Genomic DNA, 21,510 nt, shown 5'->3' on the forward strand with positions numbered 1-21,510 from the left:
GACGCGCGCCGCCGCGTCCCCGGCACCGCACCACTGATCGCACTCCGCTGGAGCCGCAACCATGCGTTTCGCCGCTTACCAACACCAAGACCACCGAGGGGTGGCGGTACTGGAAGAGGACGGCACCCTCTTCCCCCTGACCGGTGTCACCTCGCTGACCGCGCTGATCCAGGAGACCCGCGGGCTTCCCGGACTGCTCGCCGCCGGCTCGGCCGCCCTCGGCGCGACCCCCGGCCCGCACGTCTCCCGGGTCCGGCTGCTGCCCCCGCTCCAGCCGGTGTCGGTGCGGGACTTCGTGACCTTCGAGGAGCACGTGGAGGGGGTGCGCCGGTCCGTGGACGGTGCTGCGGGCGTGCCCGAGCAGTGGTACGCGGCCCCGACCTTCTACTTCACCAACCCGCACGCGATCTACGGTCCCCACGACGACATCCCGATGCCGCCCGGCTCGGCCGCGCTGGACTTCGAGCTGGAGGTGGGCGCCGTGATCGGCGGGGAGGGCCGCGATCTCACCCCGGAGCAGGCCCGCGACCACATCGTCGGCTACACCGTCTTCAACGACTGGTCCGCGCGCGATCTCCAGTCGGCCGAGATGAAGGTGGGGCTCGGCCCCTGCAAGGGCAAGGACACCGCCACCACCCTGGGCCCTCACCTCGTCACCGCCGACGAACTCGAGCCCCACCGTGACGCGGACGGATTCCTGCGCCTGGCGCTCACCGCCGAGGTCAACGGCGATGTCGTCGGCAGGGACCTGCTGTCCAACATGAGCTGGACGTTCGAGGAGATGACCGCGTACGCCTCCCGCGGCACCCGCGTCGTCCCCGGCGACGTCCTCGGCTCGGGTACCTGCGGCAACGGCGGCTGCCTCGCCGAACTCTGGGGCCGGCGCGGCGAGCAGACCCCACCGCCGCTGCGGCCCGGCGACACCGTCACGCTCACCGTCGAGGGGCTCGGCACCCTCACCAACACCGTCGTCCCCGGTGTCGGGCCCGTCCCACTGCCGGCCGGCCGGCGCCGGACCCGGGAGCGGCCGTGAGCGGCCCGCACCCCGGGAGGCTGCTCGGCAAGGTCGTCGTCACCGGCGCGGCCCTCGGGCAGGGCGCCGCCGAGGCCGAGTCGCTCACCCGGGAGGGCGCCCACGTCGCCGCCGAGTACGGATCGATCGCCGGCAGGGGTGGGCCTCCGTACCGGTCCCGGCGCGTCGGCATGATGCCGCGGAGCGTCGGCATGATGCCGGCGCGCCGTCTCAGGCCGTCCGCACCGGGGTGTTCTGGCAGGCGTGCAGCAGCCAGCGTCCGTCGTCCCGCCTGGTCATGACGTACAGGGGCGCGCCCTCCGTGTCGCCCTCGGCCGAGTGGTAGACCTGCCGGACCTTCACGGCCGCCACGTCGGGACGCAGGAACTGCACGTGGACGGCCTCGTAGGTGACGTCGCCGTCCCACTCCGCGCCGGGCAGCACGACGCGGGTGAAGTCGGCGATCGCGTCGAAGCCGAGGAGGACCTTGCCGTGGGCTGTCGTCCAGAGGGCGTCCGGGTGGAAGAGGGCGAGGAACCCCTCGGCGTCCTTGGCGCGCTGGGTGCGCTCGACGGTGGCCACCACCTCGTGGACGGCCTCGATGTCCGCCGTGGTGGCGCTGTCCGCGGTGTCTGTGTTCATGAGGGCCAGCGTGGTACCTCGAGTCGGGTTGAGGTCAAGGGCCGAGCGGTGAGAGGGCCGCCGGCCGTGCGGGCCGGCCGAGGCGGACCCGGACGCCCGGCGAGTAGAGGACGCTGACGGGGGCGCCGGTGGGGGCGGGGACGCCGGCGGCCGCCACGAGGTTCTCGTCGCAGGTGACGAGTTCGGCGCGGTACAGGGGCCAGCGGGGGTGGTGGTTGGGCAGGTACGCCGTCCCGCCGAAGAACGCGTTGTGCATGCCCCAGCGGGCGGTGAGGAAGTACTCGAGCGCGGTGGGCTCGGGGACGCGTTCACCGGTGCGTACGGTGATCCGGCTGTACGCGCGGCGCGGACCGGGCCAACGGCGGGAGCTGGTGTAGGTCACGGTGTCACCGGCGGAGCGGACGCTCATCCGGGACCACAGGTAGGGCAGCCGGAACACGAAGCGGCCCATCATCACCGGCACCAGCCGTGAGGCGTCCATCGACCGGAAGACCACACCGCGCCGGCCGTGGGCATCCACCGAATACAGGCGCACGTTGGTCTCCGGGAACGAACCGAAGTACGGCAGCCCGGGCAGCCGGAACCAGCCGACCCGGTGCATCCGGAAGGCGACGAGCCCGACGTACGTCAGCCCGTCGTGGGTGTCGGGGACGGTGCCGCGCGGCATGAGACCCGCCACGGCGGCGGGCTCGACGGCCCAGTGGACGAAGGCCAGGTCGAGCCACTCCTGGGTGAGGAGCGGTGCCCCTGTGGCCGCGGGGGCGTCGGGAGTCACGGGGATGGGCTTGTGCACGGCGCAAGAATGGCAGACGGCCGGGACGGTCGCGGGCCCGGCGGCGGCCGGGATTGACCCTCGACCTGGTCAAGGGCTCAGTGTCGTGGACGTGGAGAGCGAGATGCGCAGCATTGGGGAGATGGCCCGCGACAGCGGACTGGGCGCGAGCGCCCTGCGGTTCTACGACCGTGCCGGCGTGCTGGTGCCCGCCTGGGTGGATCCGGTGAGCGGCTACCGCTGGTACGCGCCGCAACAGCTGGACGAGGCCCGGCTGCTGGCGCGGCTGCGACGGGCCGGCATGCCGTTGGCGGACATCCGGCTGGTGCTGGCCGGCTGGTCCGGTACGGACACCGACCTGGTACGCGGGCTCCTCCAGGCGCACCTGCGCCGCCTCGAACAAGGGCTGACCGATGCCCGCGGCGAGTTCTCCGCGCTCCGGACACTGCTCGACCAGAGGGAGAATCCCATGACCACCGCACCGCGCACCACCACCGCCCGGCTGTCCGCCCCCGCGCCCGAACTGGCCGCCGCGCTGGACGCGGTCCGCTACGCGGCGAGCGCCGACCCCGCTCTGCCGATGCTCGGCGGTGTCCTGTTCGACGTGGAGGGCGACACGCTCCACCTCGTGGCCACCGACCGGTACCGGATGGCCGTCGCACGGATCGGGACCTCCGGTCACGGCGGGCCGCGCGTGCAGGTGACCGTGCCCGTCCCGCTCGCCGAGGCGATGCGCGCGCTGCTGGGCGGGGACGAGCCCGTCGGTCTCGCCGTGGAGGGTGACCGGGTGACGCTGGAGGCCGGGGACCGTCAGACCGCCGGGCAGTGCCTCGCCCATGACTTCCCGGACTACCGCAGGCTCGTCCACCTGCCGTCCGGCCGGCGGGCCGTCGTCGAGGCGGGCGCCTTCCGTGAGGAGCTGGGGACCGGTCCCGTCCGCTCGGTCACGGCGCGCGAGCCGGGTGACGCGGCCCGCGACGTCAGTGTGCTCAGGGTGACGGACGACGGCACGGTCGCCGTGTGCGGGGACGGCGACGACGACGGGGGCGACGTCGCCGTCGACCGGGGGTTCCTGCTGGACGCGATCGCCGCCGCGGACCGGGACCGGCTGGTGCTGGAGTTCGGTGCCCCCACGGCGCCCGTGGCGATCCGCCGGACGGACGACGAGACGACGTTCGCGCTGCTCATGCCGGTCCGGCTGGACGACTGACGGCCGGGCGACCGCCTCGGACCGCCGGTCCTCCACGGGCGGCCCACGGCGCTCACGGCACCGCCACCGGGCCGCCCGGAGTTCCCGGCTCCCTCCCCGATCGGTCGGCCCGGCCGGGGAAGTGACCGTAGTATCGGACGATCTCGTCGGGGGGGAGGCGCGCATGGGCAGGCGGAATCCCGGTACGCCCACGTTGGAGGAGGTGGCCGCCCTCGCCGGTGTCGGCCGGGGCACCGTCTCCAGGGTCATCAACAACGCGGCAGGCGTACGGGATTCGACACGCCACGCCGTGCAGCGGGCCATCGCCGAACTGGGGTACGTCCCGAACCTGGCGGCCCGTTCCCTGGCCGGGCACCGCGCGGACGCCGTCGCACTGGTCATGACGGAGCCGGACTGGCGGCTGTTCGGGGAGCCGTTCTTCACCGAGATCGTGCATGCCGTCGGTGACGCCCTCACCGACACCCCGGTGCAGTTGCTGCTCACCCTGGTCCGCACGGACACCGAGAGGCAGCGCTTCGTGGAGTACGCGCGAGGCGGCCGGGTCGACGGCGTACTGCTGATGTCCGTGCACGCCGAGGACCCGCTGCCGGACATGCTCGCCAAGGCGGGACTGCCGACCGTCATGCTGGGCCGGCGCTCCGGTGACGAGAGCGTCACCTATGTCGACGCGGACAACGCCGGCGGCGCGCGGGGCGCGGTCACGCACCTGCTGAACTGCGGCCGGGGCACGATCGGGGCGATCACCGGACCGCTCGACATGTACGTCGCCCAGTGCCGGCTGCGCGGGTACCGGGAGGCCCTGGAGCAGGCGGGCAGGGCGGTCAGGGACTCGCTGGTCGTCGAGGGCGACGACTTCACGGAGGACAGCGGTCGCCGGGCGATGACCGAACTGATCGCCCGTCACCCCGGTATCGACGCGGTCTTCGCCGCCTCGGACACCCTGGCCGCGGGGGCGCTGAGCACGCTGCGCGCGACGGGCAGGCGGGTGCCGCAGGACGTGGCGGTGATCGGGTTCGACGACTTCCATCCCGCGCGTCCCGCGGAGCCACCCCTGACGACGGTCCGGCAGCCGCTGGAGGAGATCGGCCGGACCATGGTGCGGCTCCTGCTCGAGGAGATGGAGGACTCGCCCGTCGCCTGGCGGCACGTCATCCTCCGTACGGAACTGGTCCTCCGCGAGTCCGCCTGACCCGCCCGCTCCGGAGGGGCTTCCGGGAGCGCTCCCGGGGTCGCTCCCGGCCGCACCGCTCTCACCTGGCACTTCGAATTCTCTTCGACAACGCTCGCGCGCACAGTCTTGTCAGGAACATGAACCGCTTCTACAGTCCCCTGCAACCGGTAAGTGGGAGCGCTCCCATCAGTGGGGAGTCGGGAGCGCTCCCGCACCGGCCCCTCTTTCCCCCCGCACCCTTCCGGAGAGGCCCCCATGCGACCGTTACGGCCCCAAGTCCGCACCCTGCGCGGCATATCGGGCGCGCTGCTCGCCACCCTGGCGGTGATCGCGTCGCTCGTGACCGCGGCGGCGCCGGCCCAGGCGGACACCACCGTCTGCGAGCCGTTCGGGACGACGACGATCCAGGGACGGTACGTCGTCCAGAACAACCGCTGGGGCACCAGCGCGACCCAGTGCGTCACCGCCACCGACACCGGCTTCCGGGTGAGCCAGGCGGACGGCTCGGTGCCGACCGACGGGGCGCCGAAGTCGTACCCGTCGGTCTTCAACGGCTGCCACTACACGACCTGTTCGCCGGGCACCGAGCTCCCCGCCCGGCTCGACACCGTCTCCGAGGCACCCTCGAGCATCTCGTACGGCTACGTCGGCGACGCCGTCTACAACGCCTCGTACGACATCTGGCTCGACCCGACCCCCCGGACGGACGGGGTGAACCGGACCGAGATCATGATCTGGTTCAACCGGGTGGGCCCGATCCAGCCCATCGGCTCCCGGGTCGGCACGGCCTCCGTGGGCGGGCGGAGCTGGGAGGTGTGGACGGGCAGCAACGGCGCCAACGACGTACTGTCCTTCGTGGCCCCGTCGGCGATCACCGACTGGAGCTTCGACGTCATGGACTTCGTCCGGGCGACCGTCGCGCGCGGACTCGCGGAGGACGACTGGTACCTGACGAGCGTTCAGGCCGGGTTCGAGCCGTGGCAGAACGGCACCGGGCTCACCGTGAAGTCCTTCTCCTCCACCGTCGAGACAGGCGGCACTCCGGGCGGCCCCGATCCCGGTCCCGGCGACCCGGTGGCGTGCGAGGTGACGTACGGCACGAACGTCTGGCAGGGCGGTTTCACCGCGGACGTCACGGTCGGCAACAACGGAACGGCCGCCGTCGACGACTGGCGGCTCGCCTTCACCCTCCCCTCCGGCCAGCGGATCACCAACGCCTGGAACGCCACCGTCACCCCGTCCGCCGGCACCGTCACGGCGACCGGCGTGGGGCACAACGCCCGGATCGCACCCGGCGGCAGCGCGACGTTCGGCTTCCAGGGCACGTACGGCGGCGCGTTCACGGAACCGGACGGCTTCAGCCTGAACGGCACCCCCTGCACCACGGCGTAACCGCCCGGCCCCCTGCTCCCCCGCCCGTCCGGCCGACACGCCTTCCCCGGACGGGCGGGGGCTCCAACACCGCCCCGCATTTGTCATGTCTTGATCATCAAGGCGAATCATCGACGACAGAAGGACGAAGTACCCCGAAGCATCCGGAACAGGAGACCCCATGGCTCGACGCAGCAGATCCCTCACCCTCGCGGCGGTACTGGCCACCTTGCTCAGCGCGCTCGGCGTGACCTTCCTGCTCGGACAGGGACGGGCCGAGGCGCACGGGGTGGCGATGATGCCCGGCTCCCGGACCTACCTCTGCCAGCTGGACGCCAAGACCGGCACCGGCGCCCTCGATCCGACCAACCCGGCCTGCCAGGCGGCGCTCGACCAGAGCGGTGCGACGGCGCTGTACAACTGGTTCGCCGTGCTCGACTCCAACGCCGGCGGACGCGGCGCCGGTTACGTGCCGGACGGCACGCTGTGCAGTGCCGGCGACCGTTCCCCGTACGATTTCTCCGCCTACAACGCCGCTCGCGGCGACTGGCCCCGCACGCATCTGACGTCCGGCTCGACGATCAAGGTGCAGTACAGCAACTGGGCCGCCCACCCCGGTGACTTCCGGGTCTACCTCACCAAGCCGGGCTGGTCGCCCACGTCCGAGCTGGGCTGGGACGACCTGGAGCTGATCGACACGGTGACCGACCCGCCCCAGCAGGGGTCGCCCGGCACCGACGGCGGCCACTACTACTGGGACCTGGCGCTGCCCTCGGGCCGCTCGGGTGACGCGCTGATCTTCATGCAGTGGGTGCGCTCGGACAGCCAGGAGAACTTCTTCTCCTGCTCCGACGTCGTCTTCGACGGCGGCAACGGTGAGGTGACCGGCATCCGCGGCTCTGAGGGCACCCCCGGACCGACACCCACCCCGACGGACCCGACGACCCCGCCGCCCACCCACTCCGGCGACTGCATGGCCGTGTACAACGTGGAGAACTCCTGGAACGGCGGTTTCCAGGGTTCCGTCGAGGTGATGAACCACGGCACGGAGCCGCTGAACGGCTGGGCCGTGCGGTGGCGGCCCGGCGACGGGACCACGCTCGGCGGGGCCTGGAACGGTTCGCTGTCCAAAGGCACCGACGGTACGGTCACGGTGCGCAACGTGGACCACAACCGCGTGATCCCACCGGACGGCAGCGTGACCTTCGGCTTCACCGCCACGTCCACGGGCAACGACTTCCCCGTGGGGACGATCGGCTGCGTGATGCCGTAGTGCGGCCCGGGGAGGCGCCGCGCCCGCTCGCGGGGCGCCTCCCCCCCGGCTGTCACCGCGCCTGCGACCTCACGTGCCGGTTACAAATCGCTCAACCTCTGGTTGCGGCGCGGTGATCGGGCGACGATGGGGGCATGACTCTGGCCCAGCGCGCCCTCGAGCGGCTGCAAGCCTGGCCCGACCTCACCACGGGTCCGGCCAGCTGCGGAACCGGACGGGCCGTGCGCTCCGTCCGCGACGAGATCGTCCACTTCCACTCGGACCGGGACGTCGACCTCCATCTGACCCACCGGGCCATCCAGCGTTTCCAGTACGACCTCGGTGGTTCCAGCGCCATCCGCCTGGTCCCCGGCTCCCGTTGGGTGACGGTGCACCTGGACTGCGACGCGGACGTCGACCTGCTGCTGAGCCTGGTGAGCATCGCACTGAAGGCACATCAGTCCCGGCCTCCGGCGGATCCGGCCTCGGAGTGCAACTTCCACCGCGTGACGGTGCTCCCCCGCGCCACGGCCGGGGAGGTCTGACAGACACCGGCGGCGGTGCCCGCCTCGAAGCGGGCACCGCCGTGCACGGTCTCAGTGGTCAGCGGACCGTTCCACCCGGCGCCCGATGCCGGCCGCGGCGATGACCGCGCCGAGCACGCAGAGGACGCCGGTGACGACCACCGCCGCGTGGACGCCGTTCATGAAGGCCTGTCCACTGCCCTCCACCACGGCGGCCCGCAGGCCGGCCGGCATGTCGCCGGAGACGGGCGCCACGCCCATCGCCACGGCGTCCTTGGCCTCCCGCATGCCGTGGGCCACGGCCGGCGGCACGCCCGCGCCGGTCAGCTCGCCGGTGAGCGTGGCACCGACCTTGCCGCTGATCAGGGAGACCAGCACGGACGTACCGAGCGCGCCGCCGATCTGCAGGGTCGTGGCCTGCAGGCCGCCGGCGACACCACCGTCCCGGACGGGTGCGTTGCCGACGATGGCGTCGGAGGACGCGGACATCACCATGCCGACGCCGAGGCCGAGCGCGATGAACGGCGGCCACATGGTGGCGTAGGAGGAGTCGGTCTGCCAGGTGAGCATGCCGAAGCAGGAGGCCGCCTGGAGGAGCATGCCCAGCGGCATGGTCAGGCGGGGCCCGAAGCGCTGGGTCAGGGCGGCGCCGAGCGGCGAGGCGACCAGCGAGGCGAGGCTGAGCGGGAGCGTCCGCACACCCGCCTCGACCGGCGTGAAGCCGCGCACGTTCTGCAGGTAGAGCATGACGAAGAAGATCACGCCGAGCATGACGAAGAAGTTCAGCGCGGTGATGATCGCGCCGACGGTCAGCGCACGGCTGCGGAACAGGCGCATCGGCAGCAGGGGGTGCGCCACGCGGGTCTCGTACCAGCCGAAGACGAGCAGGAGCACGAGGCCGGCCGCGACGCAGCCGAGGGTGCCGGCGGAGGTCCAGCCCCAGGTCTCGCCCTTGACCACGCCGAAGACCACGGCCAGCAGACCGAGGGCGAGCAGGACAAGACCGGGGATGTCGAAGCGTTCCCGTCCGGTGGCGCTGCGGCTCTCCGGCAGGACGAGGATGCCGAAGACGATGGCGATGACGCCGATGGGGGCGTTGATGTAGAAGACCGACTCCCAGTCGACGTGCTCCACGAGGAGGCCGCCGACGATGGGGCCGAGGGCCGTCGCCACGGCGGAGACCATGGCCCAGATGCCCACGGCCATGCCGAACTTCTTCGGCGGGAACACGGAGCGGAGCAGGCCGAGGGTGTTGGGCATCAGCAGTCCGCCGAAGAGGCCCTGGAGGGCGCGGAAGGCGACGACGCCCTCGATCGAACCGGACAGGCCGATGGCTATCGACGCGAGGGTGAAGCCGGCGACGCCCACCAGGTAGTAGGTGCGGCGGCCGAACCGGTCGCCGAGCTTGCCGCCCAGGATGAGGGTGGCGGCGAGCGCGAGCAGGTAGGCGTTGGTCACCCACTGAAGTTCGGCGGTCGACGCGTGCAGGTCGCTGCCGATCTCGGGATTGGCGATGGCGACGACGGAACCGTCGAGCTGGACCATGAACAGTCCGAAGGCGACGGCGAGGAGGGTCAGCCAGGGGTTGGACCGCAGTCGGCCGGAGGCCGGTGGGGCGGTCTCGGCCGCGGGCGTGGTGGGGCGATCCACGGATGTGGACGACATGGATGAGCCTTCTCTTCCAGGTTCAGGGGGTGTTGCGGGGACGCGTGGGGCGGCCCCCTGGAGCACGGCGGGCCGGCCGCGGGCACGACGGTGTGCCCGCGGCCGGCGGGAATGCCTGGACCGGGCCCGCTCAGCGGGCGGCGGGGTGGAGGTGCCGCGTCAGCGCGTCGAGGGCGTCCAGGGCGGAGCCGAGCGCGCCTTGCTGACCCTCGGTGAGGGACGCCAGGGCCTGACGGATGAACGCGGTCTCCAGTGCCCGGACCTCGGCGAGCCGCTCACGGGCGACGGCCGTGAGGTGGAGGTGGGCGACCCGCTTGTCGGCGCTGTCCTGCCGGCGCTCCAGGTCTCCCTGCTCGGTGAGCTGGGAGACCAGGGCGCTGACGTTGTTCGGCTTCATCAGCAGGGCCTCGGCGGCCTCGCCCACCGTGGCGCCCTCGCGTTGGGCGACGAACCGCAGCAGGGCGATCTGCCCCTCCGGGGGCTTGGGGTGCGGGTACCGCGCGGTGACCTGTCGGTCCAGCGCCCGGTGCAGCGCGGGGAGGCACGCCGCGAGGCCGGAGGCCACACGGTCGATGTCCCGGCGAGGGGTGCTGGAGTCGGTCACCCGGACACAATAGATATGACTGGATAGGTATGTCAAAAGAGGTAATCGAAGGGTCGTGGACCACGGCCGTCCGCCGGCGCGCCGCCGAGTGGCGCGCGCAACCCTTCCGCAACCTCCTCCGTGCTGGCATGGGCGGCATGTGCGACACATACGAGGAGACCCCCCGCGTCGAGCTCACCCCGGAGGCGGCCGCACTGCTGCGGCGGCTCCGTGAGGCGCACGGCCCGCTGATGTTCCACCAGTCCGGCGGGTGCTGCGACGGCAGCGCCCCCATGTGCTATCCGGCCGGCGAGTTCCGCACCGGCGCCGCGGACGTCCTGCTCGCCGAGCTGACGGTCGAGGACGTCGAGGAGTCCGTGCCCTTCTGGATGTCGCGCAGCCAGTACGAGGTGTGGAGCCACACCAGGCTGATCGTGGACGTCGTGCCGGGCCGGGGCAGCGGCTTCTCGCTGGAGGCGCCCGAGGGGGTGCGCTTCCTGATCCGCTCGCGCGTCGTCGGCGCGTAGCGGGCCCGTAGCTCACCCGGCCACCGGTGCGCCCGGGTCACGGCCTGAGGCTGCCCACGATGTCCGCCGTCGCGGTCAGACCGCTGCTGATGGTCGGCGCGACGCTGGTGCCGGCCAGGTAGAAGCCGAGCAGCAGGCACACCAGGGCGTGCGAGACCTTCAGCCCGCCGTTACGCAGGAAGATCACCGCCAGGACGGACAGCAACAGCACCACAGAGATGGAAACGGCCATCGTCAACCTCCTCCGCCACGTCCACTTCGCGGCGTTCGGCCGCAAGTGTGGCGTAGCGGAGGGTTCGTCCGGGCGGCTGACCTGTCCTCCGAACGAGTGGTGTCCGGTCGGAGTCCCGGCCGCCTAGGCGTCGCGGTGGGCGTCGAGGAACGCCTCGAGGCCGGCGAGGTCGTCGGTGTTGAGGTGGTCGACCCCGGCGGCGAGCAGTTCGGTCCACACGGCGTCCCGGGCGGGGCCCGCCAGGTCGGGCGTGGCCCAGAACCGCACCCGCTGCCCGCGGGCGTGCGCCGCGCCGACGATGTCCCGCAGTTTGCGCCGCTCGGGCTCCGGGAAGGCGCCGACGCCGCGCCAGGTGAAGTTGAGCGTCCAGTTGTCGCTGATCAGCGGGACGAAGGAGGCCGGTGCGGAGCTGCCGAGGTCGGCGAGCCGGCCGTCGTAGAAGGCGCGGCGGGTGCGCTGGGCCTCCATGGGGGCGCGGGCGGCCCGGTCGCCGGAGATCACCGCGGTGACGGCACCCGGGAACACCCGGCCGTGCGCACAGGTGGTGAACAGGTGCTTGTAGCGGCGCAGGTGGCGGTCGAGTTCGAGGTAGGTGGACGCGCCCTCGGTCTTGATGTCGATCAGGAGCTGCAGGGCGCGGCGGTCCCGCCGGTAGACCCGGCCGTGGTTGGCCCGGACGCGGGCGGCCAGGGGGTCGAGGTACAGGGATTCCAGGGTGCGGGAGGGGTCGAGGTCCTCGGGGTCGTGGGCGACGAGGAGTTGACCTTCGATCAGGTAGATGTCGGCCTCGACGCTGCCGAAGCGGTGGTCGAGGGCGTCGAGGAGGGGGCGGGGGTGTTCGTAGTCGTTGTGGGCGTGGGCACGCCACAACGGGCGCGGCCCGTGCCTGCCTTCACTCGCCAGCGCGGTGCCGGCGGGCAGGGCGACCGCGCCCGCGAGGGCGGCGCCGAGGGTGGTGAGGGCTCTGCGTCGGGTGGTGAGGGCCATGCTCTGCCTCCCTGGAGGTGCCGTACGGGACGCCTGTGAGTATGGGGTCCCGATGCCCATAGGGAGCAGAGCCGTGCGGGGAGTTGGCCGGACCGCCACCGGTCGTTCATGTGCGCGAGGGGACGGACACGGAAGCGGGGCGACGGGCACGGAGCATGCCCGCCCCTGACGGGACGGGCATGGACCGGGCGGGACGGCCGGACGTCAGGGTGCTCGCAGGTCCACCGACTCGGCCAGCGCCTCCTGGTGGGCGCCCGCCGTCCCGTAGGCGATCGAGTCGGCCTTGGCCCGCTTCAGGTACAGGTGGACCGGGTGCTCCCACGTCATGCCGATGCCGCCGTGCAGTTGCAGGGCCTCCTCGGCGGCGTGCACGGCGACCCGGGCCGCGTACGCCTGGGCCACGGCGACCGCCACGTCGGTGTCCGTGCCGGTCGCCAGGGCGTCGGCGGCGTTGCGGGCGGCGGCGCGCAGACCCGCGACCTCCAGCCACAGCCGGGCGAGCCGGTGCTTGAGGGCCTGGAATCCGCCGACCTGCCGGTTGAACTGCTTGCGTTCCTTGAGGTAGCGGACCGTCTCGGTCAGCAGCCAGTCGGCGAGCCCCAGTTGCTCCGAGGCGAGCAGGCCGGCACCGGCCCGCAGGGCGCGTCGCACGGCGGGGCCGCTCTCGCCCAGCCGGTGCCCGGTCGCGCCGGCGAGGGACACGCGGGCCACCGGCCGGGTCAGGTCCAGGGACACCTGCGGGGTGACGGTCGCGTCGGCGGCGCGGACCGCGTACAGGCCCCCGTCGTCCGCCGGTACCAGCAGTACGTCGGCGACCGCGGCGTCCGCGATCCCGGTCAACTCGCCGTGCAGCGCGCCGTCCTCGAGCCGGACGTGCGGGACGGTGCCGCCCGGGGCGACGTGCAGCCCGACGGCCAGTGCGGCGACGGTCGTGGCGGAGGCCGACTCGGTGAGCAGGTCGTCGGCCCCGCAGGCCAGCAGCGCCTCGGTGGCGACGACCGCGCTGGTCAGGTAGGGCACCGGGGCGACCGAGCGGCCCAGTTCCTCCAGTACGACGGCCGCTTCCCGGTGGGTGGCGCCCTGGCCGCCCAGCGACTCGGGGATCAGCAGGCCGGCCAGGCCCATCGAGCCGGCGAGCGTCTTCCACAGGGGTACGTCGTGCGGGGTCTCCGACTCGGTGCGGGCGATGACGCCGGCCGGGTCGCAGTGGTCGGTGAGCAGGTCCCGGACGGCGGCGCGCAGCGCCTCTTCCTCCTCCGAGTAGAGAAGATCCGGCTGTGCGCTCATCGGGCGAGGTCCTTCCATGCGACGTCCTTGTCGGTGCGCGGCTCGGCGGGCAGGCCCAGTACGCGCTCGGCGACGATGTTCAGCAGGACCTCGCTGGTCCCGCCCTCGATGCTGTTGCCCTTGGACCGGAGGTAGCGGTATCCGGCGTCGCGGCCGGTGAAGTCCACCAGTTCGGGGCGGCGCATGGTCCAGTCGTCGTAGAGCAGGCCCTCCTCGCCGAGGAGTTCGACCTCCAGGCCGCTGATCTCCTGGTTGAGCCGGGCGAAGTTCAGCTTCATGCCGGCGCCCTCCGGGCCCGGCTGGCCTGCCACCAGTTGCTGGCGCAGCCGCACGCCGGTGAGCCGGGCCACCTCGGCCTCGACCCACAGGCCGAGCAGCCGCTGGTGCAGGTCGTGGGTGCGCAGTTCGGGGCGTTCGCGCCAGGTCGCGGCGATCTTGCCGATCATGCCGCCCTCGCGGGGGATCGCGGAACCGCCGATGGCGACGCGCTCGTTGTTCAGCGTGGTCTGCGCGACCCGCCAGCCGTCCCCGACCTCGCCCAGGCGCATGGTGTCGGGGATGCGTACGTCGGTGAGGAAGACCTCGTTGAACTCGGCCTCGCCGGTGACCTGGCGCAGCGGCCGGACCTCGACGCCGGGATCGGTCATGTCGCACACGAAGTAGGTGATGCCCTTGTGCTTGGGCAGGTCCGGGTCGGTGCGGGCGATGAGGATGGCCCAGCGGGCGAGGTGCGCGCTGGACGTCCACACCTTCTGCCCGTTGACCACCCACTCCTCGCCGTCCCGGACCGCCCGCGTGCCGAGCGCGGCCAGGTCGGACCCGGCGCCGGGCTCGCTGAACAGCTGGCACCAGACCTCCTCGCCGGTCCACAGCGGGCGCAGCAGGCGGCGCTTCTGCTCCTCGGTGCCGTACTGGAGGACGGTCGGGGCGGCCATGCCGAGGCCGATGCCAATGCGCCGCGGGTCGTTGTCGGGGGCGCCGGCGGCGTCCAGTTCGGCGTCGACGACGGCCTGGAGCGAGCGTGGGGCGCCGAGCCCGCCGAGGCCCTGCGGGTAGTGCACCCAGGCGAGGCCGGCGTCGAACCGGGCCCTCAGGAAGTCGAGGCGGTCGGTGGTGGCCGGCGGATGGGCGGCCAGCAGTTCCTCGGTGAGGCGGCGCAGTTCCGCTGCGTCGGTCATGCGGCGGCTCCCTTCTCCAGGTTCTCCGGTACGACGGCCACGCGGCCGGTCGTCCTGCCGTCGGCGACGCGCTGCACGGCGTCGGCGGCGCCGGAGAGCGGCACCCGCTCGCTCACCAGCGGCTTGATCGCGCCCCGCGCGGCCAGTTCGGTGAGCTGCTCGTGGCAGTGCTGGACCAGCTTCGGGTTCTTGGTGTTGTACAGGCCCCAGTGCAGGCCGAGGATCGCGTAGTTCTTCACCAGGGCGTGGTTCAGCGCGGGGCTGGGGATCGTGCCGCTCGCGAAGCCGACGACGACGATCCGGCCCTCGAAGGCGACGACCTTGGCGGACTGGGCGTAGGCCTGGCCGCCCACCGGGTCGTAGATCACGTCGGCACCCCGGCCGCCGGTCGCCTCCTTGACGGCCGCGATGACGTCCTCGGCGTGCCGGTCGACGACCACGTCGCAGCCCAGCTCGCGGGCGACGGCCGCCTTGTCTGAGCCGCCGACGACGCCGATGACGGTGGCGCCGGCGGCCTTGCCGAGCTGCACGGCCGCGCTGCCGACCCCTCCGGCGGCGGCGTGGACGAGCAGCGTCTCGCCGGCCTCCAGCCGGGCCCGGCGGTGCAGGCCGAACCAGCCGGTCTGGTAGCCGATGTGCAGGGCGGCGGCCTCGGCGTCGTCCAGGGCGTCCGGCGCGGGCAGCAGGGCGCGGACGTCCGCGAGGGCGTACTCGGCGAAGCCGCCGTGCGGCAGCGCCGGGTTGGCGATCACGCGCCGGCCGTCCTCGGTCTCGCCGCAGATCTCCACGCCCGGCGTGAACGGCAGCGGCGGCCTGACCTGGTACTGGCCCCGGCACAGCAGCGCGTCCGGGAAGTTGATGTTCGCGGCGCGGACCCTCAGCAGGACCTGGCCCTCGCCGGGGGTCGGCGGCGCCACGTCCGCGAGGCGCATCACCTCGCCCGGCTCGCCGTTCTCGTGCACCTGCCATGCCTGCATGCGGGGCCTCCACCGACTGCGTCGTCCGACCGGATCCTCCGCATACTAAGCGGTCGCTTGCCGATCAGGGAACAGCTCGCGAGGAGTCGCATGCCACGGCCTCGCGGGTGGCGTCCGCCCGCATCGCGCCCTCGCGGGTCACACCTGCGCGGGCCGCGCCCGTACGTGCATCCGCTCCCCCTGCGGACCGAACAGGCTCAGGAACTCCACCGGCCCCTCCCCCGTCGACCCGAACCAGTGCGGGACGCGGGTGTCGAACTCGGCGGCCTCCCCCGCCGACAGCACCACGTCGTGGTCGCCCAGCACCAGCCGCAGCCGGCCGGAGAGGACGTACAACCACTCGTAGCCTTCGTGGGTCCGCGGGTCCGGCTCCTCCTTGCGCTGCGGCTCCAGCACCTTGAACGCCTGCAGTCCGCCCGGCTGACGGGTGAGGGGCCAGTGGGTGCGGCCGTGGCGGACGATCGGCTTGGCCCGCACCCTCGGGTCGCCGACCGGCGGGGCGCCGACCAGCTCGTCCAGCGGCACCTGGTGGGCCTGGGCGATCGGCAGCAGCAGTTCGAGGCTCGGCTTGCGCAGTCCCGACTCCAGCCGCGACAGGGTGCTCACCGAGATGCCGGTCGCCTCGGACAGCGCCGCCAGGGTCACCTCCCGTTCCTTGCGCACCTGCCGGAGCCTGGGTCCGACACCGGCGAGAACATCGTCTGCGGTCATGCACTTATTGCAGAACCAGCAAGTTCATTTGTCAATCCCGCGATATCGAGCGACCTTGTCCGTGGAGGTGGTCACCGTGACCCGTAACAAGGACCGCAACAATGAGTTCACCGACAACGACCGGTACGACGTGGTCGTCGTGGGCGGCGGCGCGGCCGGCCTGTCCGCCGCGCTCGTCCTGGGCCGCTCGCGGATGCGGACCCTGGTCGTCGACGCCGGTGAGCCGCGCAACGCGCCCTCGGACCACATGCAGGGTTTCCTGACCCGGGACGGGATGGCACCGGCGGAGTTCCTGGCGCTGGGCCGGGAGGAGATCGCGCGGTACGGCGTCGAGCTCGTCCGCGACCGGGCGGTGGACGTGACGCGGGACGACGACTTCACCGTGTCGCTGGCCGGCGGGCGGACCGTGCGCGCACGTCGGCTGATCGTCACCACCGGGCTGAAGGACGAGCTGCCTCAGGTCCCCGGCGTCGCCGAGCGGTTCGGCCGGGACGTGCTGCACTGCCCGTTCTGCCACGGCTGGGAGGTGCGCGACGAGCGCTTCGGCGTCCTCGCCACGAGCCCGATGAGCGTGCACCAGGCGCTGATGGTGTCCGGCTGGTCCGACGACGTGACCCTCTTCCTGCACACCGTCGCCGAGGAGGAACTGTCCGACGACGACCTGCGCCGACTCGCCGCGGCCGGAGTCAAGGTGGTGCCCGGCGAGGTCTCCGGCCTGCGTACCGAGAACGACCGGCTCACCGGAGTGCGGCTGGCGGACGGCACGGTCCACGACCGCTCGGTGGTGTTCGTCGCGCCGAAGGCCGTACCGCAGACCGGCCTGATGGAGCGGCTCGGCGCCGAGCTGCGGGAGACCCCGGTCGGGGCCTACCCCGTGGTGGACCCGACGGGCCGGACCTCTGTGCCCGGCGTGTGGACCGCCGGCAACGCGATGGGCTTCGCCGAGCAGGTCGTCCACGCGGCGAGCGGCGGCTACCGCGCGGCATCGGCCGTCGTCGGCGACCTGATCATGTCGGACCTGGACGCGGCCGTCGCGGAGTAGGGGCGTCGAGGGGGAGCATCCGTGTACGGAGGGCCCGACGGGCCTGCTTCGCACAGCCGCCCGGTGGGGCGGCCCGGGCCCGTCCGCAGGTGTGTTACGGCCCTCCCCGGTGCACTCTGACTGCATGCTGCTCGCCCGGTTGGCCCAGGTGTCCCGGGAGGTCGCCGCCACCTCGGCGCGGTCCCGGAAGACGGCCCTGCTCGCGGAACTGTTCCGGCACACGGAACCGGAGGACGTGCCGGTCGTCATCCCCTACCTCGCGGGACGGCTCCCCCAGGGCCGGATCGGCGTCGGCTGGAAGGTGCTGAGCCGCCCGGTCCCCCCGGCCGCCGGGCCGACCCTGACGGTGCGCGACGTGGACGCCCGGCTCACCCGGCTCGGCGCGGTGTCCGGCGCCGGTTCGCAGGCCGAGCGGACACGGCTGGTCGGCGAGCTGATGGGCGCGGCCACCGAGGAGGAGCAGCGGTTCCTGATCGGTCTGCTCACCGGTGAGACCCGGCAGGGCGCCCTGGACGCGGCGGCCGTCGAGGGCCTGGCCGCGGCGACCGGAGCGCCGCCCGCCGACGTACGGCGCGCGGTGATGCTGGCCGGTTCGCTGCAGACGGTGGCCGAGGCCCTGCTCGCCGAAGGGCCCGGCGCCCTGGACCGGTTCCGGCTCACCGTGGGCCGCCCGGTCCTGCCGATGCTGGCGCACAGCGCGTCGTCGGTCGCCGAGGCGGTCGGCAAGCTGGGCGCCTGCGCGGTCGAGGAGAAGCTGGACGGCATCCGCGTCCAGGTGCACCGGGACGGCGACTCGGTGCGGCTCTACACCCGGACGCTCGACGACATCACCGACCGGCTGCCCGAGGTGAGAGCGGCGGCCCTCGAACTGCCGGGCGAGCGATTCGTCCTCGACGGCGAGGTGATCTCCTTCGACGCGGACGGACGCCCCCGGTCCTTCCAGGAGACCGCCGGGCGGGTCGGCTCCCGCACGGACGTCGCCACTGCGGCGCGGACGGTGCCCGTCTCCGTCGTGTTCTTCGACGCGCTCTCCGTCGACGGCCGCGACCTGCTCGACCTGCCGCTGACCGAGCGGCACGCGGAGCTGGCCCGGCTGGTGCCCGAGCCGACGCGGGTGCGGCGCACCGTGGTGGAGGGGCCGGAGGGGGTGCGGGCCGCCGAGGAGTTCCAGGCCGAGACGCTGGCTCGCGGCCACGAGGGCGTCGTGGTCAAGGGGCTCGACGCCGCCTACAGCGCGGGCCGGCGCGGCGCGTCCTGGCTGAAGGTGAAGCCCGTCCACACCCTCGACCTGGTCGTCCTGGCCGCCGAGTGGGGCCACGGCCGCCGCACCGGCAAGCTCTCCAACCTCCACCTGGGCGCCCGCACCGCCGACGGCTCCTTCGCCATGCTCGGCAAGACCTTCAAGGGCATGACCGACGCGCTGCTGGCCTGGCAGACCGAACGGCTCCAGGAACTGGCCGTCCAGGAGCACCCCTGGGGCGTGACCGTACGCCCCGAACTCGTCGTCGAGATCGCCTACGACGGCCTCCAGCGCTCCACCCGCTACCCGGCCGGCGTCACCCTCCGCTTCGCCCGCGTGCTCCGCTACCGCGAGGACAAGCGCCCCGAGGACGCGGACACGGTGGACGCGCTGCTCGCCACCCACCCCGGAGTGGCCCCGTGAGGCGCAGCGCGGGTCTGCTGCTGCACCGGCCCGGCGCCGAGGGCACCGAGGTGCTGCTCGGTCACATGGGCGGCCCCTTCTACGCCCGGCGCGACGCGGGGGCGTGGACGATCCCGAAGGGCGAGTACGACCCGGCGGAGCCCGCGTGGGAGGCGGCCCGGCGCGAGTTCGAGGAGGAGCTGGGGCTGCCGCCGCCCGAGGGTGGGGCCGTACCGCTCGGCGAGGTGCGGCAGGCGGGCGGCAAGGTGGTCACGGCGTGGGCCGTCGAGGCGGACCTCGACCCGGCGACGGTCGTCCCCGGCACCTTCCGCATGGAGTGGCCGCCGCGGTCGGGACGGATCGAGGAGTTCCCGGAGCTGGACCGGGTGGCGTGGTTCGCGGTGGACCGGGCGCGCGAGGTGATCGTCAAGGCGCAGGCCGCGTTTCTCGACCGGCTGGCTGAGCACTCGCACTGACGAGAGTCGACCGGCGGCGACGGGACCCGTACGCGTTGCGGCACCCCCCACCGCGCGCCAAGGTCGAAGCACGAACGCGCACCCAGGGAGGTCGGCCATGCCCATCGCGACGGTGAACCCGGCGAACGGCGAGACGCTCAGGACGTACGAGGCCATGGGCGAGGAGGAGATCGAGCGCCGGCTCCAGCTCGCGGAGGCCACTTTCCGCACGTACCGCACGACGGCGTTCGACGAGCGCTCCCGGCTCATGCACCGTGCCGCCGACCTCCTGGAGGCGGACCGGGAGGAGATCGGCAAGGTCATCACCACCGAGATGGGCAAGCCGGTCAAGCAGGCCCGCGCGGAGGCCGCGAAGTGTGCCAAGGCGATGCGCTGGTACGCCGACCACGCGGCGGAGCTGCTCGCCGACGAGGAGCCGGCCGAGGCCGACGTGAAGGACTCCGGCGCCTCCCGTGCCCTGGTCCGCTACCGGCCGCTCGGCCCGGTGCTCGCGGTGATGCCGTGGAACTTCCCGCTCTGGCAGGTGATCCGGTTCGCCGCCCCCGCGCTGATGGCCGGCAACGTCGGACTGCTCAAGCACGCCTCGAACGTCCCGCAGACGGCCCTGTACCTGGAGGACCTGTTCCACCGGGCCGGGTTCCCCGAGGGCTGCTTCCAGACCCTGCTGATCGGCTCGGCGGCCGTGGACGACGTCCTGCGCGACGAGCGCGTGCGGGCCGCGACCCTGACCGGCAGCGAGCCGGCCGGCCGCGCGGTCGCCTCCACCGCCGGCGAGATGATCAAGAAGACGGTGCTGGAGCTGGGCGGCAGCGACCCGTTCGTCGTCATGCCGTCCGCCGACGTCGACCGGGCCGCCGAGGTCGCCGTGACCGCGCGCACGCAGAACGCCGGGCAGTCCTGCATCGCCGCCAAGCGGTTCATCGTGCACACCGACGTCTACGACGCCTTCGTCGCCCGCTTCACCGAGGGCATGAAGGCGCTGAGGGTGGGCGACCCCATGGACGAGGAGACCGAGGTGGGCCCGCTCTCCAGCGAGCGGGGCGTCGAGGACCTGGTGGAGCTGGTCGACGACGCGGTGCGCGGCGGCGCCGAGGTGCTGTGCGGAGGCGAACGCCCCGACGGACCCGGCTGGTACTACCCGCCGACCGTGCTGGCCGGCGTCACCCGCGACATGCGCATCCACCGCGAGGAGGCCTTCGGCCCGGTCGCCACGCTGTACCGCGCGGCCGACCTGGACGAGGCGGTGCTGATCGCCAACGACACGGACTTCGGGCTCAGTTCCAATGTCTGGACCCGCGACGACGCCGACGTCGAGCGCTTCGTGCGGGACCTGGAGGCGGGCGGCGTGTACGTCAACGGGATGACGGCGTCCCATCCGGCGTTCCCGTTCGGCGGGGTCAAGCGGTCGGGCTACGGGCGTGAGCTGTCCGGGCACGGAATCCGGGAGTTCTGCAACATCACCACCGTGTGGCACGGAGCGTGAGCCTTCCGCGACTACGATCCCCTTTGTGAACCGCGAAGTGACCCTGCCTCTGATCGTCGACGACCGCGGCACGCTCCAGGTCGCCGCGTCCGACGTGAGCAAGCTGCTGCGCACGGTGGGCGGGCGCTGGCTGCGGCTGGTGGAGGCGGGCGAGGAGAGTCTCGACGAGGACACGGTCGCGGCGCTGACCATCGAGCTGGCCAAGCTGGCCGACCGGATCGACGTGGCCTGCATCGCCCACAGCAGCGGCCAGTCCACCTGACGCACCGCCGTCCGCCTGCGCCGTGCCCGCCCCCGGTCACGACCGGTCCGGGGTCCGGTCCCCGGGACGGAGTAGCCCGGCGAGAGATCGCCGCCCGCGTGAGTGATCGTGAGTGAACACACCCCGAAACGGGTGCGGCACTTTCCGGCCGGGGGGCGCGAGCCTTCCGCGAGGCGAAAGCAGGCACGGTTGATGGCGACTTCGTGCAGACCTACGAGCGGGAGGCGAAGGCCCGGGTCCCGGCGGTGGTCCGCGGGCGGGGCGGCACCGGCGTCCGGCTGGAGCGCAACGGCTCGTACCTGATCCCCGAGACCGAAGAGTGGATCATGTACGACGTCAAGGCGACCGGCTTCCAATTCCTGCTCGACAAGCGGGTGCCGGCCACCATGGAACCGCTGGCGCCCGCCCTGATGGATCTCGCGGGCACCCACGGCTGGGACGCCTCGGACCTGGACTCGGTCGCTGACAGACCGCCGACGAGCGGACCTCCGACGAGTTGCGAGG

General features: G+C 72.8%; 22 protein-coding genes and 2 pseudogenes. 14 read left to right on the forward strand and 10 right to left on the reverse strand.

The features are described from left to right. Positions 1–61 precede the first annotated feature (61 nt). Complete coding sequence (locus ACLIN4_RS04795) at positions 62–1,033, forward strand: fumarylacetoacetate hydrolase family protein (protein ID WP_411575530.1); 972 nt, start codon at positions 62–64, stop codon at positions 1,031–1,033. Further along, positions 1,030–1,146, forward strand: a pseudogene (locus ACLIN4_RS04800) (3-oxoacyl-ACP reductase); the annotation flags it as partial. The gene ACLIN4_RS04795 and the pseudogene ACLIN4_RS04800, both read left to right, overlap by 4 nt. A gap of 97 nt (positions 1,147–1,243) precedes the next feature. Here ACLIN4_RS04800 and ACLIN4_RS04805 read toward each other — a convergent pair. Beyond that, positions 1,244–1,654, reverse strand: coding sequence for an SgcJ/EcaC family oxidoreductase (locus tag ACLIN4_RS04805; RefSeq protein ID WP_411575531.1), 411 nt, complete (start codon positions 1,652–1,654; stop codon positions 1,244–1,246). A 34-nt stretch (positions 1,655–1,688) separates the two neighbouring features. Then, a complete protein-coding gene (locus ACLIN4_RS04810; protein WP_107479255.1) occupies positions 1,689–2,447 on the reverse strand; it encodes a YqjF family protein in 759 nt (252 codons plus the stop codon). Positions 2,448–2,550: 103 nt separating this feature from the next. On the opposite strand from ACLIN4_RS04810, the gene ACLIN4_RS04815 reads away from it, so the two are divergent. From ACLIN4_RS04815 to ACLIN4_RS04835, 5 genes are all read left to right on the forward strand, one after another. Next, positions 2,551–3,636, forward strand: a complete 1,086-nt coding sequence (locus tag ACLIN4_RS04815; protein ID WP_289907770.1) for a MerR family transcriptional regulator — start codon at positions 2,551–2,553, stop codon at positions 3,634–3,636. 163 nt (positions 3,637–3,799) lie between these two features. Next, positions 3,800–4,825 carry a LacI family DNA-binding transcriptional regulator gene (locus ACLIN4_RS04820; RefSeq protein ID WP_100044852.1) on the forward strand — a complete coding sequence of 342 codons (1,026 nt, stop codon included), beginning with the start codon at positions 3,800–3,802 and terminating at the stop codon, positions 4,823–4,825. Between the two features lie 237 nt (positions 4,826–5,062). Further along, positions 5,063–6,199, forward strand: coding sequence for a GH12 family glycosyl hydrolase domain-containing protein (locus tag ACLIN4_RS04825; RefSeq protein WP_289907771.1), 1,137 nt, complete (start codon positions 5,063–5,065; stop codon positions 6,197–6,199). A 160-nt stretch (positions 6,200–6,359) separates the two neighbouring features. Beyond that, positions 6,360–7,451 carry a lytic polysaccharide monooxygenase gene (locus tag ACLIN4_RS04830; RefSeq protein ID WP_382053489.1) on the forward strand — a complete coding sequence of 364 codons (1,092 nt, stop codon included), beginning with the start codon at positions 6,360–6,362 and terminating at the stop codon, positions 7,449–7,451. Positions 7,452–7,585: 134 nt separating this feature from the next. After that, entirely contained in the window at positions 7,586–7,975 is a 390-nt protein-coding gene (locus tag ACLIN4_RS04835) for a luciferase family protein (protein ID WP_100044849.1), read from the forward strand. A 51-nt stretch (positions 7,976–8,026) separates the two neighbouring features. On the opposite strand, the gene ACLIN4_RS04840 is transcribed toward ACLIN4_RS04835, so the two are convergent. Both ACLIN4_RS04840 and ACLIN4_RS04845 read right to left on the reverse strand, forming a co-directional pair. Then, positions 8,027–9,619 carry an MFS transporter gene (locus tag ACLIN4_RS04840; protein WP_307653157.1) on the reverse strand — a complete coding sequence of 531 codons (1,593 nt, stop codon included), beginning with the start codon at positions 9,617–9,619 and terminating at the stop codon, positions 8,027–8,029. A 130-nt stretch (positions 9,620–9,749) separates the two neighbouring features. Then, positions 9,750–10,223: a MarR family winged helix-turn-helix transcriptional regulator gene (locus ACLIN4_RS04845; RefSeq protein ID WP_107479881.1), complete on the reverse strand. Its 474-nt coding sequence runs from the start codon at positions 10,221–10,223 to the stop codon at positions 9,750–9,752. Positions 10,224–10,360: 137 nt separating this feature from the next. On the opposite strand from ACLIN4_RS04845, the gene ACLIN4_RS04850 reads away from it, so the two are divergent. Beyond that, positions 10,361–10,729, forward strand: coding sequence for a DUF779 domain-containing protein (locus ACLIN4_RS04850; RefSeq protein ID WP_107479884.1), 369 nt, complete (start codon positions 10,361–10,363; stop codon positions 10,727–10,729). 37 nt (positions 10,730–10,766) lie between these two features. Here the strand turns inward: ACLIN4_RS04850 and ACLIN4_RS04855 are convergent, their stop codons facing one another. The 6 genes from ACLIN4_RS04855 to ACLIN4_RS04880 all read right to left on the reverse strand — a co-directional run bounded on the left by ACLIN4_RS04855 (position 10,767) and on the right by ACLIN4_RS04880 (position 16,101). Beyond that, on the reverse strand, positions 10,767–10,961 hold the full coding sequence (locus tag ACLIN4_RS04855; protein WP_100048760.1) for a hypothetical protein: 195 nt from the start codon (positions 10,959–10,961) through the stop codon (positions 10,767–10,769). 123 nt (positions 10,962–11,084) lie between these two features. Next, positions 11,085–11,948 carry a phosphatidylinositol-specific phospholipase C/glycerophosphodiester phosphodiesterase family protein gene (locus ACLIN4_RS04860; RefSeq protein WP_107479880.1) on the reverse strand — a complete coding sequence of 288 codons (864 nt, stop codon included), beginning with the start codon at positions 11,946–11,948 and terminating at the stop codon, positions 11,085–11,087. Positions 11,949–12,152: 204 nt separating this feature from the next. Continuing rightward, positions 12,153–13,235 carry an acyl-CoA dehydrogenase family protein gene (locus ACLIN4_RS04865; protein ID WP_107479879.1) on the reverse strand — a complete coding sequence of 361 codons (1,083 nt, stop codon included), beginning with the start codon at positions 13,233–13,235 and terminating at the stop codon, positions 12,153–12,155. Next, positions 13,232–14,413 carry an acyl-CoA dehydrogenase family protein gene (locus tag ACLIN4_RS04870; protein ID WP_381914434.1) on the reverse strand — a complete coding sequence of 394 codons (1,182 nt, stop codon included), beginning with the start codon at positions 14,411–14,413 and terminating at the stop codon, positions 13,232–13,234. Before ACLIN4_RS04870 ends, ACLIN4_RS04865 begins: the two co-directional genes overlap by 4 nt. Next, positions 14,410–15,390 (reverse strand): NADPH:quinone oxidoreductase family protein, encoded by a 981-nt coding sequence (locus ACLIN4_RS04875; protein WP_411575532.1) that lies wholly within the window; start codon positions 15,388–15,390, stop codon positions 14,410–14,412. Before ACLIN4_RS04875 ends, ACLIN4_RS04870 begins: the two co-directional genes overlap by 4 nt. 138 nt (positions 15,391–15,528) lie before the next feature. Beyond that, on the reverse strand, positions 15,529–16,101 hold the full coding sequence (locus tag ACLIN4_RS04880; protein WP_100048765.1) for a helix-turn-helix domain-containing protein: 573 nt from the start codon (positions 16,099–16,101) through the stop codon (positions 15,529–15,531). Between the two features lie 61 nt (positions 16,102–16,162). Here ACLIN4_RS04880 and ACLIN4_RS04885 point away from each other — a divergent pair, with 61 nt between their 5' ends. The 6 genes and pseudogenes from ACLIN4_RS04885 to ACLIN4_RS04910 all read left to right on the forward strand — a co-directional run. Further along, a complete protein-coding gene (locus ACLIN4_RS04885) occupies positions 16,163–17,143 on the forward strand; it encodes an NAD(P)/FAD-dependent oxidoreductase (protein ID WP_179342721.1) in 981 nt (326 codons plus the stop codon). Between the two features lie 124 nt (positions 17,144–17,267). Continuing rightward, positions 17,268–18,806, forward strand: a complete 1,539-nt coding sequence (locus ACLIN4_RS04890) for an ATP-dependent DNA ligase (RefSeq protein ID WP_381914432.1) — start codon at positions 17,268–17,270, stop codon at positions 18,804–18,806. Next, on the forward strand, positions 18,803–19,261 hold the full coding sequence (locus ACLIN4_RS04895; protein WP_107479700.1) for an NUDIX domain-containing protein: 459 nt from the start codon (positions 18,803–18,805) through the stop codon (positions 19,259–19,261). The genes ACLIN4_RS04890 and ACLIN4_RS04895 overlap by 4 nt, the downstream gene beginning before the upstream one ends. 97 nt (positions 19,262–19,358) lie before the next feature. Further along, on the forward strand, positions 19,359–20,744 hold the full coding sequence (locus ACLIN4_RS04900) for an NADP-dependent succinic semialdehyde dehydrogenase (RefSeq protein ID WP_381939953.1): 1,386 nt from the start codon (positions 19,359–19,361) through the stop codon (positions 20,742–20,744). Between the two features lie 25 nt (positions 20,745–20,769). Further along, on the forward strand, positions 20,770–21,006 hold the full coding sequence (locus ACLIN4_RS04905) for a DUF6213 family protein (protein WP_107479698.1): 237 nt from the start codon (positions 20,770–20,772) through the stop codon (positions 21,004–21,006). Between the two features lie 242 nt (positions 21,007–21,248). After that, positions 21,249–21,461: pseudogene (locus ACLIN4_RS04910) on the forward strand (type III polyketide synthase); the annotation flags it as partial. Between the last annotated feature and the right edge of the window lie 49 nt (positions 21,462–21,510).

The organism is Streptomyces mutabilis (assembly GCF_046628145.1).
Classification (GTDB): domain Bacteria; phylum Actinomycetota; class Actinomycetes; order Streptomycetales; family Streptomycetaceae; genus Streptomyces; species Streptomyces mutabilis.